Consider the following 24,394-nt stretch of genomic DNA (forward strand, 5'->3'; position numbering starts at 1 on the left):
TTCAGCGCGTACATCGCCGCCCCCGCCGTCGCCGAGTTGCAGCGGGAGCATCCGAAACTCACCGTCGAGATCATCACCGTCACCAGGCCCGTGCTCCAGCACCGGTCAGGACTCGACATCGAGGTCGTCGTCGGCGAACCGCACGCGCACCGGGTCGAAGCGGTCGAACTGGGGTCGTACATCCTCGGCATGTACGCGTCTCGCGACTACCTCGCCGAGCACGGCGAGCCGACCCACGTGAGCGAGCTGGCGGAGCATCCGCTCGTCTACTTCGTCGACTCGATGCTCCAGGTCGACGCCCTCGACGCGCCGCGGCGGCTGGTGCCGACGATGCGGGATGCCTTCACCTCGACGAACGTGTTCGTCCACGTCGAAGCGACGCGGGCGGGCGCCGGAATCGGATTCCTGCCCTGCTTCATGGCCGACCGGCATCCAGACCTGGTGCGACTGCTGCCCGAGAAGATCCAGGAGCGGCTGCCGTACTGGATGGTGCTGCGCCCCGATTCGCTGCGCCAGCCGGCCGTCGCCGCGGTGGCGAGCGCCCTGCGCGCCCGCACGAAGGCGTTCGAGCCGGAGCTGCTTGGCCGGGCCTAGATACTCGAGATTCTGCCGTGGTCACCCGTTACGGACGGAAACACGCGGCGCGCCGCATGTTTTGGGCCGGAACGGGTGATCTCACCCGCTTTCAGGCGGCGGACGCGGCGCTCTGCCGTGCCGCGCTCAGGCGTCGCAGCCGGGGAATCGGGATCCGGTAGTTGATCGCGACAGCCGTGCCCGATCCGTCGTCGTGGGACCAGCGGAGGAGCGCCCGATTCTCCTGCGGGTCGCCTTCCAGAACCTCAGGAAGGCCCGCCAGGGGAAGGAACCCGCTTGCCTTCAGGCTCAGGCCAAATTGTTCGGTCCAGAAATACGGTGTGAAGTCGAGCTCGGGAGCTTCATCGCCCTTCACCAGGGCGAGTGCCGCAACCTTGCCTTGCTCGATGGCGCTGGTCCACAGCGGGATCCGTTGGATGCCGCGTGAAGTCGGGAAAGCCGCCAGGTCGCCGGCCGCCACGATGTCGGGCCGCACGCGTCCGCGGCTGTCGACGGTCAGTTCGCCATTGACGAGGAGGCCGCTTGACTGCAGCCATTCGGTGTTGGGTGCGTCGCCAACGGCGCTGATCACGAGCTCCGCTTCGAGCTCCGTGCCGTCCGCCAGGGCGACTCGGGAGACCCCGTCGCCGTGGCGAACATCGACCGCAGGCGACGACGCGAGCCTGAGCCTGCTTCGCCGGGCACCGGAAAGGAAGACCTGGGATAGGTGGAAGCCGAGCTGGCGGATGAGAGGCTCATCGCGGGATGCCAGGGTGACGGCACAACCGGCGGCGAGGCATCCTGAGGCGATTTCCATGCCGAGCGCACCGCCACCGAGCACGACGACCGACGGCTTGTTGCTCAGCCGATGCCGCAAAGCGAGTGCGTCGTCGAGGGTGCGGAGAGTCAGTTCGCGGTCGTCGCCCGAGCCGAGGCGTCGCGCGCGGGACCCGGTGGCGAGAACCACCGCGTCGTACGGGACCTCTGTGCCGTCGGCGAGGTGCACCACCTTTTTGTCGACGTCGAGCCGGGACGCGCTGACGCCCAAAATCTCACTCGCTTCGTGTGTGGGGGCGGGCAGCCGGTGCGAGCTCATCTCCCCGCCGTCGAGAAGCGCGGCCTTCGACAGCGCCGGGCGGCTGTACGGCGAGTGGTTTTCGTTCCCGACGACGGTCAGTTCACCGTCGTACCCGGCGGCCCGCAACGAGTCGCTCGCCGTGAGGCCGGCGATCCCGTTGCCGACAACGACGATGCGCCGAAACCCTGACGATGTCATTCGAGCCGGAGGGCGGCCACGGGGCAGACGCGAACCGCCTGATTGGCGGCATCCCGATCGGAATCGGTGTCGACGGTCTCGACATCGAGGATCAGCTCGCCCTCATCGTCGAGGTGCATCAGGCGTGGGGCGGCCTCCTCGCAGAGCCCGTGGCCCTCGCAGCGGGGTCGGTCGAGGATGATTTTCATGATGCCTCCTGTCGCGACATGGCGGCCCTGCCACATCGACTCCGGTAAGTGTCACCCCCCGCGCAACGTGCGTCAAATGCATGTTTGTCATCGACTACATGCCCGAACCGAATTACCGGCTACGCTGGTGGCCAGCTTGCACCAGCTTGCACCAGCGACGAAGCAGTGAGGAATGCACATGGCAACGAAGCCAGAATTGTTCTGGGCGGTCAAAGACAGCCTGATCGCCTACATCGAAGCCCTCGATGACGGCACGGTCGAAACCCTGGAGCCGGCGAGCAGGGAGGGCGGCGGGTTCCGGTTCCCGGGGCGCCAGGAGTCGGGTGACCGCGATGACGACAGCCTGCAATTCCTTGGAACCGTGCGGTTGACCGGATACTGGGGCGCCCTCGACATCGAACTGCGCGACCCGAGAATCGAACTCGCCGGGGAGCGCGGGACACTCCTGGTCCGGGAACGCGGTGGTCTCGACGCCGATCGCTTCCTGCCGTTCGCCGATCTCGTGCTGCAAAACCGGATGACGGACCTCGATTCCGGCGCGAGCTCTCTCGAGGCGACCGCCAGCCTGACCGGTCAGGGCCAGATTCTGATGGGCGGCCAGTACCGCGTTGGGCAAGCTCTCAACCCCCTCCGCGTCACGTTCGCGCCGGGCGATGAGTAACGAGGAGCGCGACTGGCGAGGCGACGTCGAATTCGGCCGTCTGGCATCCGTCGATCTCAACCTTCTCGTTCCGCTCCTCGCCCTTCTCGAGGAAGGATCGGTGACGCGAGCTGCCGCGCGGGTGGGGATGTCGCAGCCGGCCATGAGTCACGCGCTGCAACGCATGCGACGGCTGATGGGCGACGAACTCATGGTGCGGCAGGGAAGCGGCATGGTGCTCACGCCGCGAGCACTCGAACTGATCGCGCCGTTGCGCGGGGCGCTGCGAAGGACGGCGCGGTTGGTGAGTTCGTCTGTCTTCGACCCCGCTACCGATCGCCGCGAGATCACGATGGCGATGACCACCAGCACCGTCTTCGTCATCGGCAGTGCCATCGCACGCCTGCTGGCCGAGCGGGCGCCGAACATGGTCCTGCGGTTCGTCACAACCACGATGAGATCCCCGACGATGTTCACCGACGACGGCGTGTACGTGACGCTTCTCTCCGAAGGATTCGCTTCGCCATATCCGCGTGAGCGACTCTACGAGGATCGGTGGGTCGTCATTGCGTCCGCGGATACCCCGGCAGGTGCGACCGCCAGGGAGCTGCTCGAGACTCAGCCGCACGTCGTCTTCGACGCGTATCCGCAGCGACTTCTTCCGTACGCCATCCTCGATGAGGAGAATGTGCCGTACTCGGTGCGGAACAAGGTGACCGATTCCCTGCTCATCCCTCACCTGGTCGACGGAGCCGGAGGGGTGGCGCTCGCACGCCACCGGGTGGCATCCGCCTTCAGACGATCCCTGAACCTGCGCGTCGAGGAGTTTCCCTTTCCGATCCAGACCCTCGGGATCGATATGGTCTGGAACCCACGGTTCGGCGACGAGCAGTTCCGAACGTGGATGCGCGGGCTTCTTACCGAAGCCGCCGCGTCCGTGCCGCAGGGCTGAGGCGGCACGCTATTCACAACGTGCATGGACCTCATGCCAACGATTCACTTGATCTATGTTCCCGGAGTCCGTTGACTGTCGGTACCGGGCCGGTGCCGGGGAGGCGAAAGTCAGGGTTGACCTCGTCCCCGCAGCGGTCTGCCGAATACAAGCGATCCGCACGACCAACCGGCTGGGTGGATCGGAACCCATCACGTGAGGCATCCCTATGAATTCTTCTACGATCGTCGCATCCGACATCGACCTCTGGTCGGACGAGGTACTGGCGAACCCGTATCCCACGTTCACCGAACTTCGGGAGCAGTCCTCCGTCGTGCGGCTCGACACCAATGATGTGTGGGCGCTGACGCGCTACGAGCCCATTCGCGACGCTCTGGGCAACTGGGCGGTGTTCTCATCGAACTCCGTCGCGTTCAACGACGCCATGAACGGCGCCCTCGTCGGTACGACGATGGCGACGGATCCTCCGGACCACACGGCCCTCCGCGCTGCGCTCACCGAGAATCTCTCTCCGCGGGCCCTCCGGAAGATGAAAGCCGGCATCGACGAGAAGGCAGACGTCCTGGTCGCCGGGCTGGTTGAACGCGGGTCGTTCGATGCCATGGATGACCTCGCCCGAGCGCTGCCCTTGCAGGTCGTCGTCGACCTCATCGGGGTGCAGGGGGATGTCCGCGACAAGGTGCTGGGCTGGGGCGAAGCCGCCTTCAACGTGCTCGGCCCGATGAACGCACGCACGGCAGAGAATTTCCCGATCGCCGGTGAATTGTTCCAGTGGGCGAGTACCTTGCAGGGCACCGACCTGGCCGAGGGCAGTATGGGGCGCGCGATCTTCGATGCAGCGGCCCGCGGCGAGATTCCCTTGGAAAATGCGGGACAGATCATCCACCAGTACGTCGCAGCGGGGATGGACACCACCATCGCCTCGCTCGGTAACGCAATTGCCCAGTTCGCGGCGCACCCGGATCAGTACGAAATCCTGCGGCAGGACCCGTCGCTGATTCCCTCCGCGTACAACGAGATCCTCCGATACGAGGCGTTGATGCTCGCCGAGGGACGGCTCGTCACAGCGGACACCGAGGTTGACGGAACTCTCATCCCTGCCGGTGCGCAGGTCGCGATTCTCTTCGGAGCCGGCAACCGGGATCCTCGTCACTACGAGAACCCGGATGAGTTCCTCGTTCGACGGAACCCGGTGGATCACCTGACCTTCGGGTACGGAGTTCACAGCTGCGCCGGACAGGGCCTCGCCCGACTTGAGGCGTTCGCGATGCTCGACGCGCTCGTCCGCCGGGTGAGCCGGATCACCGTCGGCGAACCGGTGCGCAAGATCAACAACGCGAGCCAGAGCCTCGACAAGCTGCCGGTGCTCGAGTTCGTGCCGGCCTGACGCCGACCAGCGAGGGAGGCCTTCTCGACCCGCCTCCACCGCGCGCCAGGAGGCCCGTGCCCGCGTCGAAACACGCGTTCCGGACGAAAACATCCCGCGCAACGGGTGTTTCCGACCGGAACGCGTGTTCTCGCGATCCGGGGTGCCGATGAGTGGCGTTCCGCCGACGACGATCGCCGCGATGGCATCCAACTCGTCGAGGGTGCCGTGCGTGGAGGTGCCTGCAGTGGTGCGGCTTTCGTCATAGGTGGGGGTGGGTTTCGGCGCTGCGGCTCCTTCTCATGCGCCGGTCGGTGGGCTGCCAACGGCCCCGTTCGCAACTTCGGAGATTTCCGGCGGGCGGGCACATTTCGGCACGAATCCGTCACAAACGGCCCATATCTCCGCAGTTGGAAACAGGGCTTCTCGCAGCGACTCGGGATACCGTGGGACCATGCCCCACCTGACCCTCGACACCGCGGTGCTGACGCGCGCCGAGTGGCAGGCGCGCGAGGCAGCCCACGCGGAGCGCGCGGACGCCCTCACCGCCGACTGGCGGGTGCGCGTGCAGCGGGGCGAGAAGCATCCGATCGAGGACTTCCTCTTCACCTACTACCCGTTCAAGCCGAGATTGTTGCGGCGCTGGCACCCGGGTGCGGGAGTGATGCTGACGGATGCCGCAGCGCTCGATCGTGCGGACTGGCGCTGGTACCGCGCGAACAACGACGGGCTCGCCGTCGATGCGGCGGCATTCCTGGCCGCGAACGGCTCGTCGGTCGACTTCATCGAGAAACTCCTCAGCCGGACCGCCGCCCGGGTCAGCCAGTTCGGCTGCTTCGGGCTTCACGAGTGGGCGATGGTCTACCGGCAGGGCGAGCACCGGCATCCCGTTCCGCTGCGGCTGGGGCAGGCCGGCACCGACGCGGTCGTCGAGTCGCACCACATCGGCTGCTCGCATTTCGACGCCTTCCGGTTCTTCACCCCGGCGGCCGTACCTCGAAACCGCCTGCAGCCGACCCGGGAGACATCGTCGGAGCTCGAGCAGCCGGGTTGCCTGCATGCCGGCATGGATGTCTACAAGTGGGCCATCAAGCTCGGCCCGCTCGTGCCGGGCGAGGTCCTGCTCGAGACGTTCACGCTGGCCCGTGACATCCGCTGGCTGGACATGCGCGCGTCGCCGTACGACATGGCGCCGTGGGGTGCGGAGCCCGTCGCGATCGAGACCGTCGAGGGCAAAGCCGAGTACGTGCGGCAGCAGCGGGCCTTCGCCGAACGGTCGAACGCGTTGCGCGCACGGATCGTTGCGGCGATCCAGGTGGCTCGGGCGGCCGTCTGAGATGAGTGCGCCGCCGACGCGGCGACGTGGGAGGATCGACGGGTCGCCCGCCGGCAGCGAAACACACCGCAACGTGCGTGCATCCGAGACCGCTGTGGCGCTGACCGCCCCCGGCGGCACGACCATCACGGTCGGGCTGCCGTCGCCGTCCGCGCTCGCCGAGGTCTCACCGCTCGGCCTGGTCGCCGAAGCCCGGACGATCGTCGGGAGCTATCTCGGCTCGGCCGTTCCGTCGCGGGACATCCCGATCTTCGCGGATCTGTGGCGCGCGGGGCGGCTCCCGGTGGACAAGCTCGTGTCGGCCGAGATCCGGCTGGACGAGGTCAACGCCGCGATGGACGCCCTCGCCGACGGGCACGCGTTGCGGCAGATCATCGTGTTCTAGGGCTGGGTCCGCTCGGTGCCTTCCGGCGGCACCGGGCGCGGCACTACACTTCAGCCACATCCGTTCCACGGAAGGACACAGCATGGTCCCCGAGATCAACTACTGGGCGGTACTCCTCGCCACGCTCTCGAGCATGGTCGTCGGCTCGATCTGGTACACCCCGAAGGTCTTCGGCAACTACTGGATGGAGGCCGCGAACGTCACGCCATCCGGGAACTCGAGGGACGCCATCCGGCCGATCCTGCTCACCCTGATCGTCAGCTTCGTCACAGCCTGGGTGCTGGCCGGTGCCACATACCTCTCCTGGGACTTCTACGGCGGCAGCTTCTTCGTCAACGCCCTGCTCACCGGCATCATCCTGTGGGCCGGGTTCACCGCAGCGCGTTTCATCACCCACGACGCCTTCGACGGCCGGCCCACCGGGCTCACCGTGCTCAACGTCGCCCACGAGTTCGTGACCATCGTCATCATGGCGATCATCATCGGGGTCTGGCCCGCGTAGTCCAGCAACAAGCGGATGCCCCGGGTTCGCCCGTCGCGCGCGAGCTCAGGCGGTGTCAGGCAACGGCCGCGGCGCCTTGATGCGCGCGGCGATCGTCACGAGAAGGATCACGGCGACCATGAGAACGGATGTGATCGCTGTCGGCACCGAGACGAGGTCGCCGCTCAGGCGCCCAACCGCGACCCAGGCGATGCCCCAACAGAGTGAGGCCGCTGGAGCGAGCCGGCCACGGCCGTAGAGGGCGAGACCGACCCCGATCACGCCGGCGATCGCGATCAGCAGCACACCCCACATGTCCGGCGACAGGCCGAACCCGGAGAACCCGATGGCGGTGAGCACCGCCGCCGTGTTGGCGACGGTCGCAATCGTCACCCAGCCGAGGTAGAGGCCGATGGTGCCGTCGGTCACGATCGCATCGACGAGGTTGCTCGGCCGCGACGCGAGCGTGAGTCGAAACGCCCAGATCAGCACGATCAGGAGCAGCACAATGATCGGCACACTCGCCCAGAGCAGGTCGAACTGCACACTGAGGATCCACGCCGCATTGAGAACCAGCGACAGCGCGATGGGGTAGCCGAGCCGGCGGTGCCGTCCGTCACGGGACTGGGCAGGCAGCAACTGCCAGATCGCGTAGGCGATGAGGCCCGCGTAGATCACCGACCAGATCGCGAAGGCGGGGCCTGCCGGGGCGACCGGGGTGGCATCCGCCGAGAGGGCACCGCCCGATGCTTCGGCGATCGGGGTTCCGCCCGCTGCCCCGGAGCCGATGAACGCGCCGGCGATGGCGAGGATGGCGCTGACCACGACGACGATCTGGCGCAGTCGGTCGGTGGACTTCATGGCGGTCCTCTCCGCTGCGGCCATTCGACCGAGCGTGCGTCGACCCTAGCAAGCGCGAGCACTTTCGGCACGGGTCTTGCGCCGGATGTCGTCGGTGCCGGCCAGCGCCGGGCCGCGTCAGTCCTGTTCGGTGAGCTACGCGGCGCGACCCATGTCGCTCTTCTTCGGTCCACCGTTCCGGGGCGGACCGGCGACGACAGCTCCGGTCGGGATGGTGCTGTCGCGAGCGACGCGTGCCCCAGCGCCGATCTTCGCCTTCGCGCCGATGCGGGTGTGGCTGCCGATTTCGGCTCCGACGCCGACGATGGCGTCAGCGCCCACGTGGACGTTGGCTCCGACGAACACTCCGGCGGAGAGAATGGCGCCGCGGTCGATCCAGCTTCCGGCACCGATCCAGCACCGTCCGGCGAGGGTCGCGCCGGGCTCGACGTATGCGGTGGGTTCGATCCAGGTCGTCGGGTCGACGGTGGCGGTCTGCGCGACGAAGCCACGACCGTTGCGATGGCGGCGGTACTTCGCGATCTCGCCCGCCCTGGACTCGATCTCCTCAAATACTTTGCTCATGATGCCTCTCAGCACACCGCACGGGGGACTCCGATTTTGTGCGCTACCAGCATCAACGGTGCAGGTCAGCGCCCGATTCCTGCTTTCAGCGCGCTCTCAGTCAGATCGTTCGAGCTCGAAATACTTCCTCGGCGATAACGAGGTCCTCCCACGACATTCCTGAGCTCTTGAACACCCGAGGGCGCATGCGGTCGACGGATGCCGCGCCCGTCGCCAGATCCCGCAGCGGCACGAGCGAGTCCGTGGACAGCAGCCCTTCGGCTCGGGGGATGAGCACGTCGCCGGCCTCCCGGAGGGCGACGGCGAGGTCCTCGACCACCACCTGCGCGCGCGCCATCAACGCCGAATCGAGCTCGCGCGCATCGGGCTCGTGCGAGCCGACCGCGATCGTGCACGAGTCGCTCGGAACCGTCGATCCGTCGAAGAGGGGGGTTCGTGCCGTGGTCGCGCACACGATGAGCTGAGCGTCCCGCACCGCGTCCGGGGTGCCCCTCGCGGCAGAGAAGCCGGCGTCGGTGAGCCGGTCGACGAGGTCCTCGGCACGGCCGGCATGCCGCGCCACGATGCTCACCCGGCCGATCGGCCGGATCGCGTTCATCGCCTCGACGTGGCCCTCGGCCTGCGGGCCGGAGCCGAAGACGACGAGGTGCTCGATCGTCTCAGGGGCCAGGTAGCTCGCAGCGGCGGCGGAGACGGCCGGTGTCCGCAGCGTGGTCAGCGCCGTGCCGTCGAGCAGGGCGATCGGGGTCAGCGTCCGGGCATCCATCAGAAGATAGATGCCCTGGATTCGCTCGAGCCCCAGCGCCGCATTGCCCGGTGCCACGGTGGCGACCTTCACGCCGACGGCATCCGCTGACTCGGACGGCATGAGCAGCAGTTGACCGTTCCTCTGGTCGAGGATGCTGCGCGGCGGGTCGGTTGCAGGGTCAGGGCCGGTGGCGAGGTGGCGGCGGAGAGCATCGACGGCCGACGCGTAATCGACGGCGGCGAACACCTCGTCGGCGGAGATCCAGGGCAACGCGGTCATCGGAGCAGGAACCCTTCGCCCACCGGGTCGGCCGGGTCGAGGTGGAAAACGTGGTCACCGGTTCGGTACGCCATTCCCTCCACCTCGGCGATGACCCCGACCCCGCCGGGCACAGCGGCGGTGCTCGATCGGACGCGGCCCAGGAAGCGAGAATCGACGATGGAGTCGTGGGTGAGGACCTGGCCGGCCCGAAGCCGCCCATCCGCGGCGAGTTCCGCGACCCGAGCTGCGGTTCCTGAGCCGCACGGCGAACGGTCGACCCTGCCGTCGGCGAACACGGTCATGTTGCGCTGGTGCGGGCCATCGGCGCCGTCGCCGAGGTCCTCGAAGAGGATGCTGCCGTACACCCCGCTGAGGCGGTCGTCGGTCGGATGCTGCGCCAACGGTGAATCGTTGAGCGCCCACTTGATCTCGCGGCCGAGTTCAAGCAGCGTCGAATAGTGCTCGGGCCTGACGCTGAGGCCGAGCTGAGCCACATCCACGCTCGCGTACAGCGCTCCGCCGAACGCGAGCCCGGCCGTGATCGACCCGTGCGAGGTGGCGACCGGCACCGCTCGAGCGACCCGGTAGGAGGCGACGTTCTCGAAGACGACGGAGTCGACGCGTCCGCCGACGGTCCGCACGTGAGCGACCACCCGACCGGATGGGACGTCGATGCGAACCGGTGTCACGGCATCCGGCTCGGCAGCTACCAGACCGCTGCTGACCGCCCAGGCGCCGAGAGCGATGGTGCCGTGGCCGCACGCCGTCGAGTAGCCGTCGTTGTGCCAGAACAGGACTCCGAAGTGTGCGCCGTCGTCGTCCGGCGGAACGAGAAAACCGCCGTACATGTCGGCGTGGCCGCGCGGTTCTCGGCAGAGCAACCGGCGAATCGCGTCCAGATCAGGTGATTTCTGCGCCGAGAACCGACGCTCGGCGACGGTGGCACCCATAATGGCAGGAAAGCCGTCCACGACGATCCGAAACGGTTCTCCGGCGGTGTGGTAGTCGATTGCCCGAAGCGAAACAATGGTATGGCACATATCATGATGCTAGTGAGCGGCCCGGCATTAAGCGATGATGTCGGCCCGGGCGGAGCGCCCACCGAGGAATGGAGAGAGATGACCAGCCGAACGATAGGCAAGATCGTTCAAGCCGAGAGCCTGCGCGGGAGGATCGGCGAGTCCCTCTCCGCCGCCATCATCTCGGGTGAGTTGGCGCCAGGCACCCTCGTCTCCGTTCCGACGCTCGCTGCCCAATTCGAAGTGTCTGCGACGCCGGTCCGCGAGGCGATGCTCGACCTCGCTCAGCGCGGATTCGTCGAGCCCGTTCGCAACAAGGGGTTCCGGGTGACGACCGTGAGCCTGGAGGAGCTTCGCAACATCATCGAGGTGCGGCAGCTGCTCGAAGCGCCGGCGATGCGAACGCTCGCCGGTGAACTGTCGGCAAGCGACCTGCGCCCGTGGCGTGACCTGGCGGCCACGATCACCGGGCACGCCGAGCGGGGCGAGCTGACCTCCTTCGTCGAGAACGACAGGAATTTCCACCTGGGACTGATCGGACTGCACGGCAACAGCCGCCTCGTCGCGATGGTGCGGGAACTGCGATCCCAGACCCGGATGGTCAACCTCGCCACGATGCGCGAAAGCCCCGAACTGGCCCAATCCGCGCGCGAGCATCACGAGATGCTCGACCTGATCGAGGCCGGAGAAGGCGCCGAACTCGAAGAGCTGACCGTGCGACACCTGGCCCATGTCGTCGCGTGGTGGGGAGAGCCGAAAAGCTCGCACTGAGCACTCCTGCGAAAGCCTTGACGCGCCGAAGGTGACATGTCATATTGTACTGGCGCCAGATTTGCAGCGTTGAGCGGATGCTCTCGACGTCACCCGGCTGTCACATCAAAGGAGATGCAGGCAATGAAATTCAGAAGACACAGCACCGTCTTGATCACAATCGCAGCGGCGGTTCTCTTGACCACCTCGGGATGCAGCGGTGGGCTGCTCGCAGGCGACAGCGGCTCGGAGGGTGAGAGCGCCGGCCCGATCAAACTCGCCATGGTCATCCCCATCTCCGGGAGCAGCGCTCCGACCGGTGAGTACATGCAGAACGGCGCCCAGCTCGCCGTCGAGGAGATCAACGAAGCCGGCGGCGTTCTCGACGGACGCGAACTCGAACTCGTCGTCGGCGACGAAGCGTGCGACGCCCAGCAGGCTGTCGCCAGCGCAAACAAGGCCGTTTCGGGCGGTGCCGTCGTTTCGGTCGGCGGGTACTGTTCAGGTGCCACGCTGCCGCAGCTGCCGATCTTCGAGAAGGCCGGCATCCCGATGATCGTCCCGGCCGCGAACTCGCAGGACCTGGTCAACCAGAAGCTCAAGAACGTGTTCATGATCAACGGAACAGGCAAGCAGCAGTCCACGGCAGCACTCGACTTCATCAAGAAGTCGGGCTTCACCACGGTCGCTCTGGTTGATGACAACACCAGCTACTCCAAGGACATCAACACCGAGACCGCCAAGCAGATCGAAGAGGACGGCTCGGCAACCGTCGCCCTCAGCACCTCGGTCACCGCCGGAGAGAGCGACTACTCGGCAGTCGTCCGCGACATCATGAACGCCAACCCTGAGCTCGTCTACTGGACCGGCTACTACCAGGAGGGCGGACTGATCATCAACCAGCTCAAGAAGGCCGGCTTCACCGGTCAGATCATGGTCGCCGATGGCAGCGTCGACCCCTCGCTGTCGGAGATCGCCGGTGAGGGCGCCGAAGGCGTCTTCGCCACCATGACCCAGACCCCGGACACCATCGAAGGCGCCGAAGACTGGATCGCCAACTACGAAGAGAAGTTCGGCTCGGCTCCCGGCCCGTACTCCACCCAGTCCTACGACGCCGTGCGTCTCGCCGCTGAAGCGATCGAGCAGGCCGGTTCGACCGACGGCGACAAGATCATCGAAGCCCTCGAGGGCATCGACGGGTTCGAGATGTTCTCCGGCCCGCTGAAGTTCACCCCTGAGCACACGCTCTCCAGCGGTGGGTTCGTCATTCTCGCGATTCAGGATGGCAAATTCGTTCTCGAAGACGACCTGTCCTGAATTGAAACGGATGCCGCGTCGCTCGTCGCGACGCGGCATCCGCTCACTGCTTCTGTGAAACGGATTACCCCATGATGCAACTCATCTGGGACGGGCTCTTCGTCGGTTCCTTCTATGCCTTGATCGCGCTGGGCTACAGCATGGTCTACGGCATCATCAAGCTCCTCAACTTCGCCCACGGCGACCTGTACATGCTCGGCGCCTTCATCGGTTTCGCCGTGCTGTCGTCGCTCGGCGGCATCCCCGCCTCCCTCTCGATCGGCGCCCTGCTCGTCGTGCTGCTGCTCAGCATGCTGCTCACCGGCACAGCCGGTGTGCTGATCGAACGCTTCGCCTACCGCCCTCTGCGTGGTGCGCCCCGGCTGGCGGTGCTGATCACCGCGGTCGGTGTCTCGTTCTCGCTCGAGTACGGCATCAGTGCGATCGCCGGACCCAACCCCCGGTCCTTCCCGATCCGCCTCGAGGGCGAGGTCTTCGACCTGATCGGCGCTCGCGTGTCTCTGCCGCAGATCGTGCTGATGATCATCGCCGGCCTGCTGATGATCGGCCTCAACAGCTACATCCAGAACACGTCGACCGGCCGTGCCATGCGCTCGATTGCGCTCGACCGGAACGCGTCGCTGCTGATGGGCATCAACGTCAACTCCGTGATCACCCGGACGTTCTTCATCGGCTCGGCACTCGCCGGTGCCGCCGGTGTGATGGCGGGCGCCTACTACGGCAAGATCGACTTCCTGATGGGCTTCATCATCGGCCTCAAGGCCTTCACCGCCGCTGTCATCGGCGGGATCGGCAACATCAAGGGCGCCATGCTCGGCGGCCTCGTGCTCGGGTTCGTCGAAGCGTTCGGCGCCCAGTGGTTCGGTGGCCAGTGGCGGGACGTCTTCGCATTCGCCGTGCTCATCCTCTTCCTGACCCTTCGGCCGACAGGCATCCTGGGCGAACGAGTGACGGAGCGTGTCTGATGAGCGAGAACGTCGACACCACCCTCGCGCCGAAGAGAATCCGGCCGCCGTCGAACCTGCTGTCCCGGTTGTTCGAAAGCAAGATGCTCGGCTGGATCGCCCTGGCGATCGCGGTTGCCGCGCCGTTCGTCAACGCGTCGCCCTACGCGCTGAACATCATGACCACCGCGGCGATCTTCGTCCTGCTCGCGTCCGGCCTCAACATCGTCGTCGGGTACTGCGGTCTTCTCGACCTCGGTTACATCGCGTTCATGGCGGTCGGGGCGTACACGGCGGGCATCGTCGCCAAGGCGTTCGAACTCCCGCTCCTGTTCACCATTCCGGCCGTGCTCGTCATGACGGTTCTCGCCGGCCTGATCATCGGCGCGCCCACCCTCCGGCTCCGCAGCGACTACCTCGCCATCGTCACCCTGGGGTTCGGTGAGATCACCCGCATCACCGCGAACAACCTCGCCATCACCGGTGGACCGTCCGGCATCTTCGGCATCCCCGGCATCCTGAAGATCGGCGATGTCGACTTCCAGCAGCCGGCGATCTTCTACTACATCACCATCTTCGTCGTCGCCGCCTTCGTGCTCGCGGCCGCGCGGCTCGGCAAGTCTCGGCTGGGGCGCGCCTGGCGGTTCGTCCGTGAGGACGAGGACGCCGCTGAGGCGATGGGCATTCACACCTACAAGGTGAAGCTCCTCGCCTACATCTTCGGCGCGATCTGGGGCGGCTTCGGCGGTGTGCTGTTCGCGGCCCACCTCTCCGCCGTCTCGCCGCAGAGCTTCGTCTTCCTGCAGTCCGCCCTCGTGCTCATGGCCGTGGTGCTCGGCGGCATGGGCAACATGCGCGGTGTCGTGCTCGGCGCCCTCGTCATCAGCCTGCTGCCCGAGTTGCTGCGCGACCTCGCCGAGTTCCGGTACCTGGCCTTCGGCATCCTGCTCGTCGTCGTGATGGTGTTCCGCCCGCAAGGCTTCTGGCCCGCGCGCGGGTACGAACCTGAGCGGAAACAGGCCGAGGACAAGAAAGCAGCAGCAGTGGCGGGGGAACAGCGATGAGCGCCGTCCTCGAGGTGAAAAACCTCCAGATCGCGTTCGGCGGCGTCAAAGCCGTCGACGGCCTGTCCTTCGACGTGCACGCCAAGCAGATCGTCGCGGTGATCGGGCCGAACGGTGCAGGAAAAACCAGCGCGTTCAACTGCATCACCGGCTTCTACAAGCCGACGGCCGGTGAGGTGCTGCTGAACGGCAAAGCCATCACGGGCAGACGGCCCGCCGACATCGCCGCCGCCGGAGTCTCCCGCACCTTCCAGAACCTGCGGTTGTTCCCCGACCTCACCGTGCTCGACAACGTGCGTGCGGGTATGCACCTCTACGGTGGGCAGAGCTGGGCGGATGCCATCTTCCACACTCCCCGGTTCAAGCGCAGTGAAGCGGGGTACACGGAGGAAGCACACCGCTGGCTGGACTTCGTCGGCTACGCCGGACCGCGTGGGGTTCCGATCCGGAACCTCGCCTACGGGCAGCAGAAGCAAGTCGAGATCGCCCGGGCGCTCGCCCGCAAGTCCGATCTGCTCCTGCTCGACGAGCCCGCTGCCGGGCTCAACTACTCCGAGAAGCAGCGGCTGCTCGAGTTGTGCAACCGGATCCGGAACCTGGGCACAGCCATCGTGCTGATCGAGCACGACATGGGTCTGGTCATGGAGGTCTCCGAACGGGTCGTCGTGATGAACTTCGGCCGGGAGATCGCCGAGGGCACTCCGGCCGAGGTCAAGGCGAACCCCGCCGTGATCGAGGCGTACCTGGGCCGCGACGAAGACGAGGAGGTGCAGTCGCATGGCGATGCTTGAATTTCACGATGTCGAAGTGTTCTACGGCAAGGTGCAGGCGCTCCGGGGGATCAGCCTCACCGTCGACGAGGGTGAGATCGTCGCCCTCCTCGGCAACAACGGCGCAGGTAAGACCACGACACTGTCGACGGCCTCCGCCCTCGTGAGGCTGCACTCGGGAAGCATCCGGTTCGCCGGCACGGACATCAGCAAGGCGCATCCGTGGAATGTCGTGGACGCCGGCCTCATCCACGTGCCTGAGGGACGCCGGATCTTCAGCACGCTGAGCGTGCTCGAGAACCTGCAACTGGGTGGCTACCTCGTCAAGGACCGGGCAACCGTCGCCAAGCGCATCGAGCGGGTTTACGAGTTGCTCCCGCTGCTCGCGGAGCGCCGCACTCAGCAGGGCGGCACGCTTTCCGGTGGGGAGCAGCAGATGCTCGCCATCGGCCGTGGTCTCGTCGCCGGGCCGAAGATGCTCATGCTCGACGAGCCGTCGATGGGTCTCGCGCCGCTGATCGTGGCACAAGTGATGCGGGTGATCAGCGAGATCCGTGACCAGGGCACCGCCGTGCTCCTTGTCGAGCAGAACGCGCGAGCCGCTCTGAAGGTCACCGACCGTGCCTATGTCATCGAACACGGCGCCACCACCATCGAGGGCCGCGCGGCCGACCTGCTCACCGACTCCCGGATCGTCGACGCCTACCTCGGGAACGGATGACGGTGGCTTCCCCCCTCGTCCTCACCGCCGAGGATGAAGCGAAGCTGTCGGGCGAGCGCGGCCCGGGGGTGGCGATGGCCATGCGGATCGTCGTCGCGCTCGCGCGGGTGTCAGAGGCGACCGAGCTCATCGACGTGGAGTCCGCGCACATCGACAGCTGCCTGTACCACGGGCAGGCGGGGCTCGATTTCGCTGAGAAGCTGGCGCGGCTCGGTGCACGGGTGTCGGTGCCGACCACGCTCAACGTCAGTTCGCTCGACCTGATGCACCCCGGGCTCGTGCGCCTCGACCCGAACGAGGCGGCGGCCGCACGCCGCCTGATGGACGCCTACGTCGCGCTCGGCGCCCAGCCCACCTGGACCTGCGCCCCGTACCAGATCGAATCCCGGCCGGAAGCGGGGACAGACATCGCCTGGGCTGAGTCGAACGCGATCGTCTTTGCCAATTCGGTTCTCGGCGCGCGGACCGCTCGCTACGGCGACTTCCTCGACGCCTGCGCCGCTGTGACCGGCCGGGTGCCGCTGGCCGGGCTCCACCTCCCGGCGGAACGCGTCCCGACGCTCGCCGTGGACTGCTCCGACCTGCCCGCACACGTCCTCGACAGCGAAGCGGCCTGGGCGGCTCTCGGGTTCCTCCTCGGCCGGATCGCCGGCGAGGAGGTCAGCATCCTCACCGGCATCGACCCGGCTTCGGTCGACGAAGACCGGCTCAAGGCGCTCGGGGCGACCGCCGCCTCCAGCGGCGGGGTCGCCCTCTTCCACGTCGCCGGGTCGACGCCCGAAGCGAAAGCGGCGGGGTCCGCGTGGCCGCCGGACGGCATCCGTTCGACCGTGCTCACCCGCGGAATGCTCACCGCCGCTCGTGACGAACTGACGACAGCCGCGACGGATGCTCCGCTCGACGCCGTCTCGCTCGGCACACCGCACTTCTCGCTCACCGAGTTCGAAAAGCTCGCCGATCTCCTGCGCGAGCCCGGCGACTTCGCCGTCGCGGTCTGGATCTCAACCTCGCGGGCCGTTCTCGCCGAGGCGCGGGAGCGCGGGTTCCTCGACGTCTGCGAACGGGCCGGAGCGCGGATCGTCGTCGACACCTGCACCTACCTCGTTCCGATCCTGGCTGATTCGGTGCGGACGGCGATGACCACGTCCGGCAAGTGGGCCTGGTACGCGCCGGCGAACATGGGCATCACCGTCGTGCTCGGCACGCTCGCCGAGTGTGTCGCGTCCGCTCGCGCCGGGCGGGTGATCCGCGATGACACCGCCTGGTGACGGCCGCGCGGAGGCGATTGCGCTCTGCGCGGGCGAGGCCGAGGGCGACCTGTTGTGGCTCGACGAACCGCTGTCGTTCTGGGGCGGCACCGATCTCGCCACGGGCGTGATCACCGACGTCCACCACCCGCAGTGCGGCACCTCGCTCGCCGGCCGGGTCGTCGTGATGAGCGCATCACGCGGGTCGAGTTCGTCGTCGAGCGTGCTCGCCGAGCAGATCCGTTCCGGAGTCGGCCCGGCCGCGATGCTGCTCGCCACCCGCGACGCGATCGTCACGCTCGGTGCGCTCGCTGCTGCCGAAGTGTACGACGTGCGGATGCCGATCCTGCTCACGGATGCCGCCGGCATCCCGCGCGCAGGACGGGTGCGGGTGAGGGCCGACGAGAATTCCGGGGTCGTCTCCTGGGACGCTTGCGGAACATCCGCCGCTGTGTAGTATGTAACATATTACGAAGGGAAACACCGTGGACGTGATCATCGTGGGGGCCGGCATCGTCGGCGCTGCCTGCGCACGCGCCCTCGCTCTCGCCGGTTTCTCGGTCCTTGTCCTCGACCGTGGCACGACCGCCGGCGGCACCTCCTCGGCCTGCGAGGGCAACCTGCTCGTCTCCGACAAGGGACCGGGCCACGAGCTGGTGCTCGCGCAGTTCGCGTCCCGGCTGTGGGCGACGACCGCCGCCGACCTTTCGGCCGAACTCGGCGACGCGTTCCCGTCGATCGAATTCGAGCGGAAGGGCGGACTCGTCGTCGCGACGACCATCGACGGCGCCGAGTCGCTTCAGGCGTTCGCCGCAACTCAGCGCGGCGCAGGCGTCGACGCCCGTGTCGTCGACGCCGACGAGCTGCTCGAGCTCGAACCCGACCTCAACCCGGCCGTCGCGTCCGGCGTCTTCTACCCCGAAGACGCCCAGGTGCAGCCGACGATCGCGACCGAAGCGCTGATGGCATCCGCCCGTAAACACGGGGCACGACTGCTCGAGAACACCGAGGTCACCGGTGGGCTGTTCGACGACGGCGGAGCGCTGATCGGCGTGATGACAAGCCGCGGACCCCAGCGCGCGACCCGGGTGCTGATCGCCGCCGGCCCGTGGTCCGGTGACGTCGCGCACCGGATCGGCCTGCACCTGCCCGTCCGCCCGCGCCGCGGCGAACTGCTCGTCACCACCCGGATGCGTCACCGGATCTTCCACAAGGTCTACGACGCCGACTACGTCGGAGCGGTCGGCTCCGACGACCGTGCCCTGCAGACCTCGAGCGTCGTCGAGTCCACCGCGGGAGGCACCGTGCTCATCGGTTCCTCCCGGCAGCAGGTCGAGTTCGACTCCAGCCTGCGCGTCGACGTTCTCACCGAGGTCGCCGCGAAGGCGCTGCGCCTGTTCCCGTTCCTCGCCACCGCTGCCGTGATGCGCAGCTACGGCGGATTCCGCCCGTTCATGCCCGATCACCTCCCGGCGATCGGCGAAGACCCGCGGATGCCAGGACTCTGGCACGCGTCAGGACACGAGGGAGCCGGAATCGGGCTGAGCCTCGCCACCGCCGAACTGCTCCGCGACCTCTTCCTCGGTCGCACCCCCGAAGTCGACCCGACCCCGTACTCACCGGCCCGGGCGACGCTCGCCCCGCACCTCGAACTGGCGGCCTGACCATGACCGCTCGACTCCTGCCGTTCTCCGACGACCCGATCCGGCCGTCGGCCCCCGCAACCGTCACGATTCGACTCGACGGCGCGCCTCTTGACGGGGTCGCCGGCCAGAGCATCGCCGGGGTGATCCTCGCGAGCGGGCCGCTCGCCTTCCGCCGCACCTCCGTCTCGGGGCGCCCCCGCGGCGTGTTCTGCGGCATCGGCGTCTGCTTCGACTGCCTCGTCGAAGTCAACGGCGACCGTGACGTGCGGGCCTGCCAACGCCGGGCCGCCGACGGTGACGTCGTCGTCACCCAACACGACCCGCTGCCGGGGAGCACCGCATGAGCCACATCCTCGTCCTCGGCGCCGGACCGGCCGGCCTCGCCGCCGCACGCTCCGCCCGTCGCCGCGGTGCCACGGTCACCCTCGTCGACTCCTCCGAGCAACTCGGCGGACAGTTCTGGCGACACCTGCCCGACGCGCGTCCCGCTGCGAACGAACGCCTCCTCCACCACGGCTGGGACACCTTCCGCGAGCTCCAGGCCGACCTGCGCGCCGACGACGGATGCCGCATCCTCACCTCTGCGTCCGTCTTCGCGCTCGAGCCCGGTGACTCCGGTCCCGGCCGAGTGCACGTCATCGTCGGCCCGAGCGACGGGACCGGCCGCCAGCGCCTGGAGTTGTTCCCGGACGCGATCGTCCTGGCGACGGGCGCCCACGACCGCACCCTCCCTTTCCCCGGCTGGGATCTGCCCGGCGTCTTCACCGGCGGCGCCGCGCAGGCCCTCGCCAAGGGGGAGCGCCTCGCCGTCGGCCGCCGCGTTCTCGTCGCCGGCGCCGGCCCGTTCCTGCTCCCCGTCGCCGCGTCGCTCGCCGCGACCGGCTCCCGCGTTCTCGGGGTGTTCGAGTCCTCCCGGCTGCCGTCCCTGGTGCGGGGCTGGCTCCCGCGGCCCTGGCAGTTGCTGCCCGCAGCGAAGAAAGGTGCCGAACTCGCCGGCTATCTCGGCGGTCAGCTGAAACACCGGATCCCATACACCACCGGCGCATCCGTCATCGCGGCGCACGGAACCGACCGGGTCGAATCCGTCACCGTCGCCTCCCTCGACGCGAACTGGGCGCCGATCGCCGGCACCGAACGGAGGATCGCCGTCGACGCCGTCTGCGTCAGCCACGGGTTCACCCCGCGGCTCGAACTCGCGATCGCCGCCGGCTGCGACATCACCGCCGATCGATTCGTCGCTATCGACGACGCCCAGGCGACGAGCGTGCCCGGCGTCTACGCCGCCGGTGAGATCACCGGCATCGGCGGAGTCGACCTGGCCCTCGCCGAGGGTGCGCTCGCCGGCCACGCTGCGGCCGGCGGACAACCGTCGGACCTGCCCGGCGAGGTTCGCAAACGGCGGGTCTACGCGGGCTTCGCCCGACGGATCGAGGCGGCCCACGGCATCCGCCCCGGCTGGCCCGCCATGGTCACCGACGACACGATCGTCTGCCGGTGCGAGGAAGTCAGCTTCGGCGGCCTCTGCCGCACCGCCGAGAGCACCGGCTCGACCTCGCTGCGTTCCCTCAAGCTCAGCACCCGGGCCGGGCTCGGCATCTGCCAGGGCCGGGTCTGCGGTCGATCGCTCGAACAGCTGATCGCCCGCCGGCTGCCAGGCAACACCCTCGGCGATGCCGTGTCGACCGACCGCCGCCCGCTCGCCGTTCCCGTCCGCCTCGGCGAACTCGCCGCAGCCGCCTCTCCGTCCGACCCCTCTCCACTGTCCACCTCCACCCCACTGGCCGATCCTTTGAAAGGACCGAAATCATGACCACTCAGAAATTCGACCTCGGCGGCGTCATCGTCGCCACCACGCTCGCCTTCAAGGAGGACGCGTCCGCACCGGCCGGCCTCGCCGTCGACTACGACCGGTTCGCTGAGCACTGCGACTTCCTCATCTCCAACGGATGCCGCGGCGTCGGCCCCAACGGATCGCTCGGCGAATACTCCTCCCTCACCGACGATGAGCGCCGAAAGGTGATTCAGGTCGCGGTGGAAACCGTCGGCGACCGCGGACTCGTCGTCGCCGGAGTGCACGGCGTCGGCTGGCACCAGGCGAAGCAGTGGGCCGAATACGCCAAGGAAGACGGCGCAGACGGCGTGCTGCTGCTGCCGCCGACGCTGTACCGGGCCAACGACGACGAGGTCGTCGAGCACTACACCCGCGTCGCCGAGGTCGGGCTGCCGATCATGGCGTACAACAACCCGATCGACACCAAGGTCGACCTGACCCCTGCCCTGCTCAAGCGGCTCGCGGAGATCCCCGAGGTCGTCGCCGTCAAGGAATTCTCCACCGACATCCGTCGTGTGCTCGAAATCCAGGAGGTCTGCGACCTCGACGTCATCGCCGGAGCCGACGACCTGCTCTTCGAGTCCCTCGTCGCCGGTGCGACCGGCTGGTTCGCCGGCTACCCCAACGCGTTCCCCCGCGAAGCGGTCGAGATCTACGACCAGGTCAAGGCCGGCAACATCGCCGAGGCCCTGGAGCTGTACACGCAGCTCGTCGCCGTGTTCCGCTGGGACTCGAAGACCGAGTTCGTGCAGGCCATCAAACTCTCGATCGACATCGCCGGCAACAGCTACGGTGGACCCACGCGTCCGCCGCGCGGACCGCTCAGCGCCGAGAAGGAAGCCGCCGTTCGCGCGGACACGGTCAAGGCGCTCGACTACATCAAGAGCCGGTCACGAGTGAGCGCGTAACCACCCACCCGAAGCCGGGAAGGAGCACTGGATGCGTTCAAAACGCATGTTCACCGCGGTGGATTCGCACACCGAGGGGATGCCGACGCGCGTCGTCACCGGCGGCGTCGGCGTCATCCCCGGCGCGACCATGAACGAGAAGCGGCTGTACTTCATGGAGCACCTGGACGACATCCGTCAGTTGCTCATGAACGAGCCGCGCGGTCACGCGGCGATGAGCGGCGCCATCCTGCAGGCTCCGACCCGGCCGGACGCCGACTGGGGTGTCGTCTACATCGAGGTGTCCGGTTGCCTGCCGATGTGCGGGCACGGCACCATCGGTGTGGCGACGGTGCTGGTCGAGACCGGAATGGTCGAGGTGACCGAACCGGTCACGACCATCCGGCTGGACACCCCGGCCGGGCTTGTCATCGCGCGGGTCGCGGTGCCCGACGGCCACGCCGACTCGGTCACCATCGAGAATGTGCCCGCGTACAGTGTGCGACTCGATGACACCGTCGAGGTTCCCGGCTACGGGCCGGTTCGCTACAGCCTCGCGTTCGGCGGCAATTTCTACGCCATGGTCGACCTCGACGACGTCGGCCTGCCATTCGACCGGTCCAACCAGCAGGAGATCCTTTCAGCGGGGCTCGCGATCATGGATGCCATCAACGCGACCGACCCTCCGCGGCATCCGGAGATCGACGGGGTGAACCACTGCCACCACGTCGAATTCATTGCGAGCGGATCCACCGCGGAGCACTCCCGCCACGCGATGGCGATCTACCCGGGCTGGTTCGACCGGTCGCCGTGCGGCACCGGTACATCCGCACGGATGGCCGAACTGTGGGCCCGTGGCGAGCTCGACCTACACACCGACTTCGTCAATGAGTCGTTCATCGGATCACGCTTCGTCGGCCGGCTGATCGCCGAAACGACGGTCGCCGGCATCCCAGCCGTGATCCCCACCGTGACCGGGCGGGCCTGGGTGACCGGAATCGGTTCGTACCTGCTCGACCCGTCAGACCCTTTCCCAACCGGATTCCAATTGTGAGGCCGACATGTCCATGACCCCAGCAGAACTCGACACGATCGCCCAGCGCGCAGCGGATGCCGCCCCCGAGTGGGCGGGCAGGGAACCCCGCCTGCGCGCCCGGGCCCTCGTGGCCGTGGCCGACGCTCTTGAAGCGGCGCAGCCCGACCTCGTCGCCGTCGCCCGCGAGGAGACGGGCCTCACCGACGCCCGCCTCGGCGGAGAACTGAAGCGCACCGCCGTGCAGTTGCGGCTGTTCGCCGACGTCATCGTCGACGGCGGCTACCTCGACGTGCGGATCGATGACGCCGATGACTCCTTCGCGCTCGGCGTCCGGCCCGACCTTCGCCGTTACCGGGTGCCGGTCGGTCCCGTGCTCAACTTCGCGGCCAGCAACTTCCCGTTCGCGTTCTCCGTGCTCGGGGGCGACACCGCCTCAGCCCTCGCCGCAGGCAACCCGGTCATTGTCAAAGCGCACTCCGGACACCCTCGCCTGTCGGAGCTCACCGCCGAGGTCGCGAACCGGGCGCTCGCCGAGGTCGACGCGCCCGCCGGCATCCTGCAGCTGATCTCCGGCCAGGAAGCCGGAGTGACCATGCTCAAGGATCCAAGGATCGCCGCCGCTTCGTTCACCGGATCGATCCGGGCCGGGCGGATGCTCGCCGACATCGCCGCCGCCAGACCCGCGCCGATCCCGTTCTACGGAGAACTCGGCAGCGTCAACCCGGCCTTTGTCACCGCGGCGGCGATCGCCGAGAACGCGGACGCGATCGCCGACGGTTTCGTCGCCAGCGTCTCCGGTTCGGCCGGTCAGCTGTGCACCAAGCCCGGCTTCCTGTTCGTGCCCGCCGGGCAGGGATTCGCCGAGAAGGTGGCGTCACGGGCCGGCGGAATCGCTGAACACCGGATGCTCAACCCCGGCATCGCCTCCGGCTACGGCGGCCGCAGGGACACCATCCTCGGCACCGACGGCGTCACCGCGCTCGCCGAGGGCGCCGTGCGAATCGATGAGGACGGCCAGGGCTGGGCGACGCCCACCTTCGTTCGCGTGCCCGTCCGCGACCTGGTCGCGCAGCGGGAACGCCTGCGCGATGAGGCCTTCGGTCCGCTCGCGATCGTGGTCGAGTACGACGACGAGTCCGAGCTGGTTCCGGTCGCCGAGTTACTGTTCGAGGGCAACCTCACCGGCACGGTGCACCTGGCCGACGGGGAAGACTCGGAGCCGGTCCGATCGCTCGTGCAGTGGCTGACCGGCCACGTCGGGCGAGTGCTGTTCGGCGGCTGGCCGACCGGTGTCGCCGTGACACCGGCGATGCAGCACGGCGGGCCGTACCCGGCGACGACGATGGACAGCGGAACGTCCGTCGGCACGGCCGCGATCTCCCGCTTCCTGCGCTCGGTCACCTACCAGAGCGCGCCGCAGGCCCTTCTGCCTGAGCCGTTGCGCGACGACAACCCGTGGGGTGTTCCGCAGCACCGCAGCCCGGCCGGGGAATCCCTGAGCTGGGGCAGCGCCGCGCTGTCGACTCGCTGA

Annotated in this window: 26 protein-coding genes and 1 pseudogene; 21 read left to right on the forward strand and 6 right to left on the reverse strand. The window is 67.8% G+C overall.

Annotated elements, in window-relative coordinates:
• Positions 1–594: LysR substrate-binding domain-containing protein (locus tag ACLQ62_RS01490; RefSeq protein ID WP_411719887.1), on the forward strand; the 594-nt coding region annotated here is incomplete at its 5' end.
• 91 nt (positions 595–685) lie between these two features.
• On the opposite strand, the gene ACLQ62_RS01495 is transcribed toward ACLQ62_RS01490, so the two are convergent.
• Entirely contained in the window at positions 686–1,849 is a 1,164-nt protein-coding gene (locus tag ACLQ62_RS01495; protein WP_411719888.1) for an NAD(P)/FAD-dependent oxidoreductase, read from the reverse strand.
• Positions 1,846–2,037: a ferredoxin gene (locus ACLQ62_RS01500; RefSeq protein WP_411719889.1), complete on the reverse strand. Its 192-nt coding sequence runs from the start codon at positions 2,035–2,037 to the stop codon at positions 1,846–1,848. The genes ACLQ62_RS01495 and ACLQ62_RS01500 overlap by 4 nt, the downstream gene beginning before the upstream one ends.
• Positions 2,038–2,215: 178 nt before the next feature.
• Here ACLQ62_RS01500 and ACLQ62_RS01505 point away from each other — a divergent pair, with 178 nt between their 5' ends.
• The 6 genes and pseudogenes from ACLQ62_RS01505 to ACLQ62_RS01530 all read left to right on the forward strand — a co-directional run bounded on the left by ACLQ62_RS01505 (position 2,216) and on the right by ACLQ62_RS01530 (position 7,218).
• Entirely contained in the window at positions 2,216–2,698 is a 483-nt protein-coding gene (locus tag ACLQ62_RS01505; protein WP_411719890.1) for an HtaA domain-containing protein, read from the forward strand.
• Positions 2,691–3,629 carry a LysR family transcriptional regulator gene (locus ACLQ62_RS01510; RefSeq protein ID WP_411719891.1) on the forward strand — a complete coding sequence of 313 codons (939 nt, stop codon included), beginning with the start codon at positions 2,691–2,693 and terminating at the stop codon, positions 3,627–3,629. The genes ACLQ62_RS01505 and ACLQ62_RS01510 overlap by 8 nt, the downstream gene beginning before the upstream one ends.
• Before the next feature lie 208 nt (positions 3,630–3,837).
• A complete protein-coding gene (locus ACLQ62_RS01515) occupies positions 3,838–5,016 on the forward strand; it encodes a cytochrome P450 (protein ID WP_411719892.1) in 1,179 nt (392 codons plus the stop codon).
• 433 nt (positions 5,017–5,449) lie between these two features.
• Positions 5,450–6,331 (forward strand): 3-methyladenine DNA glycosylase, encoded by an 882-nt coding sequence (locus tag ACLQ62_RS01520; protein WP_411719893.1) that lies wholly within the window; start codon positions 5,450–5,452, stop codon positions 6,329–6,331.
• A 76-nt stretch (positions 6,332–6,407) separates the two neighbouring features.
• Positions 6,408–6,716, forward strand: a pseudogene (locus ACLQ62_RS01525) (alcohol dehydrogenase); the annotation flags it as partial.
• Between the two features lie 82 nt (positions 6,717–6,798).
• On the forward strand, positions 6,799–7,218 hold the full coding sequence (locus ACLQ62_RS01530; protein ID WP_411719894.1) for a DUF1761 domain-containing protein: 420 nt from the start codon (positions 6,799–6,801) through the stop codon (positions 7,216–7,218).
• Between the two features lie 45 nt (positions 7,219–7,263).
• On the opposite strand, the gene ACLQ62_RS01535 is transcribed toward ACLQ62_RS01530, so the two are convergent.
• The 4 genes from ACLQ62_RS01535 to ACLQ62_RS01550 form a co-directional block, all read right to left on the reverse strand.
• Positions 7,264–8,058 (reverse strand): tryptophan-rich sensory protein, encoded by a 795-nt coding sequence (locus ACLQ62_RS01535; RefSeq protein ID WP_411719895.1) that lies wholly within the window; start codon positions 8,056–8,058, stop codon positions 7,264–7,266.
• A 135-nt stretch (positions 8,059–8,193) separates the two neighbouring features.
• Positions 8,194–8,622: a transferase gene (locus ACLQ62_RS01540; RefSeq protein WP_411719896.1), complete on the reverse strand. Its 429-nt coding sequence runs from the start codon at positions 8,620–8,622 to the stop codon at positions 8,194–8,196.
• Positions 8,623–8,722: 100 nt separating this feature from the next.
• Complete coding sequence (locus tag ACLQ62_RS01545) at positions 8,723–9,649, reverse strand: ornithine cyclodeaminase family protein (RefSeq protein ID WP_411719897.1); 927 nt, start codon at positions 9,647–9,649, stop codon at positions 8,723–8,725.
• Positions 9,646–10,671, reverse strand: a complete 1,026-nt coding sequence (locus tag ACLQ62_RS01550; protein WP_411719898.1) for a proline racemase family protein — start codon at positions 10,669–10,671, stop codon at positions 9,646–9,648. The genes ACLQ62_RS01545 and ACLQ62_RS01550 overlap by 4 nt, the downstream gene beginning before the upstream one ends.
• Before the next feature lie 78 nt (positions 10,672–10,749).
• Between ACLQ62_RS01550 and ACLQ62_RS01555 the strand changes: the two genes are divergently transcribed.
• The 14 genes from ACLQ62_RS01555 (at position 10,750) to ACLQ62_RS01620 (ending at position 24,394) form a co-directional block, all read left to right on the forward strand.
• On the forward strand, positions 10,750–11,421 hold the full coding sequence (locus tag ACLQ62_RS01555) for a GntR family transcriptional regulator (RefSeq protein ID WP_411719899.1): 672 nt from the start codon (positions 10,750–10,752) through the stop codon (positions 11,419–11,421).
• Between the two features lie 123 nt (positions 11,422–11,544).
• Entirely contained in the window at positions 11,545–12,717 is a 1,173-nt protein-coding gene (locus ACLQ62_RS01560; RefSeq protein WP_411719900.1) for a branched-chain amino acid ABC transporter substrate-binding protein, read from the forward strand.
• Between the two features lie 71 nt (positions 12,718–12,788).
• Entirely contained in the window at positions 12,789–13,682 is an 894-nt protein-coding gene (locus tag ACLQ62_RS01565; protein ID WP_411719901.1) for a branched-chain amino acid ABC transporter permease, read from the forward strand.
• Positions 13,682–14,725 carry a branched-chain amino acid ABC transporter permease gene (locus ACLQ62_RS01570; protein WP_411719902.1) on the forward strand — a complete coding sequence of 348 codons (1,044 nt, stop codon included), beginning with the start codon at positions 13,682–13,684 and terminating at the stop codon, positions 14,723–14,725. Before ACLQ62_RS01565 ends, ACLQ62_RS01570 begins: the two co-directional genes overlap by 1 nt.
• The gene (locus ACLQ62_RS01575) at positions 14,722–15,516 is read left to right on the forward strand and encodes an ABC transporter ATP-binding protein (protein ID WP_411719903.1); all 795 of its coding nucleotides are present in this window, start codon (positions 14,722–14,724) and stop codon (positions 15,514–15,516) included. Before ACLQ62_RS01570 ends, ACLQ62_RS01575 begins: the two co-directional genes overlap by 4 nt.
• Positions 15,503–16,216, forward strand: a complete 714-nt coding sequence (locus ACLQ62_RS01580; protein WP_411719904.1) for an ABC transporter ATP-binding protein — start codon at positions 15,503–15,505, stop codon at positions 16,214–16,216. The genes ACLQ62_RS01575 and ACLQ62_RS01580 overlap by 14 nt, the downstream gene beginning before the upstream one ends.
• 2 nt (positions 16,217–16,218) lie before the next feature.
• Entirely contained in the window at positions 16,219–17,484 is a 1,266-nt protein-coding gene (locus ACLQ62_RS01585) for an aconitase X (protein WP_411719905.1), read from the forward strand.
• Complete coding sequence (locus ACLQ62_RS01590; RefSeq protein ID WP_411719906.1) at positions 17,468–17,920, forward strand: aconitase X swivel domain-containing protein; 453 nt, start codon at positions 17,468–17,470, stop codon at positions 17,918–17,920. Before ACLQ62_RS01585 ends, ACLQ62_RS01590 begins: the two co-directional genes overlap by 17 nt.
• Before the next feature lie 28 nt (positions 17,921–17,948).
• Positions 17,949–19,127, forward strand: coding sequence for an NAD(P)/FAD-dependent oxidoreductase (locus ACLQ62_RS01595; protein ID WP_411719907.1), 1,179 nt, complete (start codon positions 17,949–17,951; stop codon positions 19,125–19,127).
• Between the two features lie 2 nt (positions 19,128–19,129).
• Complete coding sequence (locus tag ACLQ62_RS01600) at positions 19,130–19,453, forward strand: (2Fe-2S)-binding protein (protein ID WP_411719908.1); 324 nt, start codon at positions 19,130–19,132, stop codon at positions 19,451–19,453.
• The gene (locus ACLQ62_RS01605) at positions 19,450–20,919 is read left to right on the forward strand and encodes an FAD-dependent oxidoreductase (RefSeq protein WP_411719909.1); all 1,470 of its coding nucleotides are present in this window, start codon (positions 19,450–19,452) and stop codon (positions 20,917–20,919) included. Before ACLQ62_RS01600 ends, ACLQ62_RS01605 begins: the two co-directional genes overlap by 4 nt.
• Entirely contained in the window at positions 20,916–21,848 is a 933-nt protein-coding gene (locus ACLQ62_RS01610; RefSeq protein ID WP_411719910.1) for a dihydrodipicolinate synthase family protein, read from the forward strand. Before ACLQ62_RS01605 ends, ACLQ62_RS01610 begins: the two co-directional genes overlap by 4 nt.
• Positions 21,849–21,879: 31 nt before the next feature.
• Positions 21,880–22,881 (forward strand): proline racemase family protein, encoded by a 1,002-nt coding sequence (locus tag ACLQ62_RS01615; protein ID WP_411719911.1) that lies wholly within the window; start codon positions 21,880–21,882, stop codon positions 22,879–22,881.
• Positions 22,882–22,888: 7 nt separating this feature from the next.
• A complete protein-coding gene (locus tag ACLQ62_RS01620) occupies positions 22,889–24,394 on the forward strand; it encodes an aldehyde dehydrogenase (NADP(+)) (protein ID WP_411719912.1) in 1,506 nt (501 codons plus the stop codon).

The sequence above is a fragment of the Mycetocola sp. genome, from assembly GCF_046716805.1.
GTDB lineage: Bacteria > Actinomycetota > Actinomycetes > Actinomycetales > Microbacteriaceae > Mycetocola_A.